A 3,873-nucleotide genomic window follows, 5' to 3' on the forward strand; every position below is an offset into this window, starting at 1 on the left:
TCGTCCGGGTGCCTGTATCAGGTGCGGGGGCGTGTTGGTGGTGGGTGTTAAATGTGGGAGGCCCCAACCATTAGTGGTTGGGGCCTCGACCATTAGTGTGTGTCCGGCGGTGACCTACTCTCCCACACCCTCCCGGGTGCAGTACCATCGGCGCTGTGGGTCTTAGCTTCCGGGTTCGGAATGGGACCGGGCGTTTCCCCCACGCTATGACCGCCGTAACCCTTGTACCCGTCCCAGGCAGGGCCTGGGTGGGAAACTTTGTGGTTACAACATTGTGGTGTTGTTATTTAGTTGTGTTCCTGACGCAACGTGCCCGTGGCGGGTTTGTTGGTTGGGAACCACATAGTGGACGCAAGCAGTCTTGGTATCTTTTTACCGCCCCCTGATTGCAAACGCTTTTGAAGTTCGTTTGCGGGGGTGGTGTGTGGTGTAAGTTATCGGCCTATTAGTACCGGTCAGCTTCACGAGTCGTTAGTCCTCGCTTCCACATCCGGCCTATCAACCCAGTGGTCTGGCTGGGGGCCTCTCACACACAAGGTGTATGGAAATCTCATCTTGAAGCGAGCTTCCCGCTTAGATGCTTTCAGCGGTTATCCCATCCGAACGTAGCTAATCAGCGGTGCACTTGGCAGTACAACTGACACACCAGAGGTTCGTCCGTCCCGGTCCTCTCGTACTAAGGACAGCCCTTCTCAAATTTCCTGCGCGCGCAGCGGATAGGGACCGAACTGTCTCACGACGTTCTAAACCCAGCTCGCGTACCGCTTTAATGGGCGAACAGCCCAACCCTTGGGACCTACTCCAGCCCCAGGATGCGACGAGCCGACATCGAGGTGCCAAACCATGCCGTCGATATGGACTCTTGGGCAAGATCAGCCTGTTATCCCCGAGGTACCTTTTATCCGTTGAGCGACGGCCATTCCACAATGTACCGCCGGATCACTAGTCCCGACTTTCGTCCCTGCTCGAGATGTCTCTCTCACAGTCAAGCTCCCTTGTGCACTTACACTCGACACCTGATTGCCAACCAGGCTGAGGGAACCTTTGGGCGCCTCCGTTACTTTTTAGGAGGCAACCGCCCCAGTTAAACTACCCATCAGGCACTGTCCCTGACCCGGATTACGGGCCGAAGTTAGATGTCCAAAGTGACCAGAGTGGTATTTCAACGATGACTCCACCCGAACTGGCGTCCGGGCTTCAACGTCTCCCACCTATCCTACACAAGCCACTCCGAACACCAATACCAAACTATAGTAAAGGTCTCGGGGTCTTTCCGTCCTGCTGCGCGTAACGAGCATCTTTACTCGTACTGCAATTTCGCCGAGTTTATGGTTGAGACAGCGGGGAAGTCGTTACTCCATTCGTGCAGGTCGGAACTTACCCGACAAGGAATTTCGCTACCTTAGGATGGTTATAGTTACCACCGCCGTTTACTGGGGCTTAAATTCTCAGCTTCGCCTTGCGGCTAACCGGTCCTCTTAACCTTCCAGCACCGGGCAGGAGTCAGTCCGTATACATCGTCTTGCGACTTCGCACGGACCTGTGTTTTTAGTAAACAGTCGCTTCCCCCTGGTCTCTGCGGCCCCGATCCCCTCCACACCGCAAGGGTGTATCAAGGTTGGGGCCCCCCTTCTCCCGAAGTTACGGGGGCATTTTGCCGAGTTCCTTAACCATAATTCTCTCGATCGCCTTAGTATTCTCTACCTGATCACCTGTGTCGGTTTGGGGTACGGGCGGCTAAAACCTCGCGTCGATGCTTTTCTCGGCAGCATAGGATCACCAAATCCCCCCAAACGGGGGTCCCATCAGATCTCAGGCATCATGAACAGCGGATTTGCCTACCGTTCGCCCTACATCCTTAGACCGGGACAACCATCGCCCGGCTTGGCTACCTTCCTGCGTCACACCTGTTAATACGCTTGCCTCCCAGGATCAGGTCCTGCGCTCCACCAAAACCCTCACACCACAAGGGCGATCGGGCAGGTCTCGGGCAGTTAGTATCCCCTGTTCAGCATGGGCGGTTTTTCGCCGGTACGGGAATATCAACCCGTTGTCCATCGACTACGCCTGTCGGCCTCGCCTTAGGTCCCGACTTACCCAGGGCAGATTAGCTTGACCCTGGAACCCTTGATCATTCGGCGGACGGGTTTCTCACCCGTCTTTCGCTACTCATGCCTGCATTCTCACTCGTGTAGGCTCCACCGCTGGTTTACACCGCGACTTCACCGCCCACACGACGCTCCCCTACCCATCCAGACGCCTGAACCACAAGGGCTTAGCTAATATCTGAATGCCACAACTTCGGCGGTGTACTTGAGCCCCGCTACATTGTCGGCGCGGAATCACTTGACCAGTGAGCTATTACGCACTCTTTTAAGGATGGCTGCTTCTAAGCCAACCTCCTGGTTGTCTTCGCAACTCCACATCCTTTCCCACTTAGCACACGCTTAGGGGCCTTAGTTGGTGGTCTGGGCTGTTTCCCTCTCGACTATGAAGCTTATCCCCCACAGTCTCACTGCTGCGCTCTCACTTACCGGCATTCGGAGTTTGGCTGACGTCAGTAACCTTGTAGGGCCCATTAGCCATCCAGTAGCTCTACCTCCAGCAAGAAACACGCAACGCTGCACCTAAATGCATTTCGGGGAGAACCAGCTATCACGAAGTTTGATTGGCCTTTCACCCCTACCCACAGCTCATCCCCTCCATTTTCAACTGAAGTGGGTTCGGTCCTCCACGACGTCTTACCGTCGCTTCAACCTGGCCATGGGTAGATCACTTCGCTTCGGGTCTAGATCACGCCACTGCAACGCCCTATTCAGACTCGCTTTCGCTACGGCTGCCCCACACGGGTTAACCTCGCGACGTAACACTAACTCGCAGGCTCATTCTTCAAAAGGCACGCCGTCACCAGAATCAGACTGGCTCCGACGGATTGTAAGCACACGGTTTCAGGTACTGTTTCACTCCCCTCCCGGGGTACTTTTCACCTTTCCCTCACGGTACTGGTCCGCTATCGGTCATTAGGGAGTATTTAGGCTTATCAGGTGGTCCTGACAGATTCGCACGGGATTTCTCGGGCCCCGTACTACTTGGGATACTCATCCAGGCGGTACACAACATTACGGTTACGGGGCTAACACCCTCTCTGGCCGGCCTTTCAAGACCGTTCACCTATGCCTGCACATCACACCCCACCAGCCCGGCAGAACTGGTATGGAAAGTCCCACAACCCCGACCATGCAACGCCCGCCGGCTATCACACATGGAACGGTTTAGCCTGATCCGCGTTCGCTCGCCACTACTAACGGAATCACTATTGTTTTCTCTTCCTGCGGGTACTGAGATGTTTCACTTCCCCGCGTTCCCTCCACGCACCCTATGTGTTCAGATGCGGGTCACCAGGTGACTCGCGTCCCTGGCGGGGTTTCCCCATTCGGACACCCTGGGATCACAGTCCGGTTATCGACTCCCCCAGGCTTATCGCAGATTCCTACGTCCTTCTTCGGCTCCTAATGCCAAGGCATCCACCGTGTGCTCTTAAAAACTTGACCACAAAAGATCAAAAACGCTAATTTTCGAGAGAACCACAGAAACCAACCACACCCAACAACACCACCCCAAAAAGAGTGACACCATCACGCGCAGCCAGATCCAGGTTCATATTCTTGGAAATTGCTTCTTATAAAAGATGCTCGCGTCCACTATGTAGTTCTCAAACAACAACCCCGTACCACACACCCCACACACACAAACATGCATGATCGATGCAGCCAGGAAACCAGAAACAAACAAACCCGCAACCCCACCCCACACAAAAAGGGGGCAAGAACCACGGCCCTGTTGCCTCAGGACCCAACAGTGTGCCAAACACTA

The 3,873-nt window shown here is 54.9% G+C and carries 2 rRNA genes; both read right to left on the minus strand.

The features are described 5' to 3' along the window. Positions 1 to 101 precede the first annotated feature (101 nt). Positions 102 to 218: ribosomal RNA gene (rrf, locus tag AC6CHP_RS20650) — 5S ribosomal RNA — on the minus strand. A 206-nt stretch (positions 219 to 424) separates the two neighbouring features. Then, positions 425 to 3,551, minus strand: a 23S ribosomal RNA gene (locus AC6CHP_RS20655). Between the last annotated feature and the right edge of the window lie 322 nt (positions 3,552 to 3,873).

The organism is Pseudarthrobacter sp. GQ63 (genome assembly GCF_059758765.1).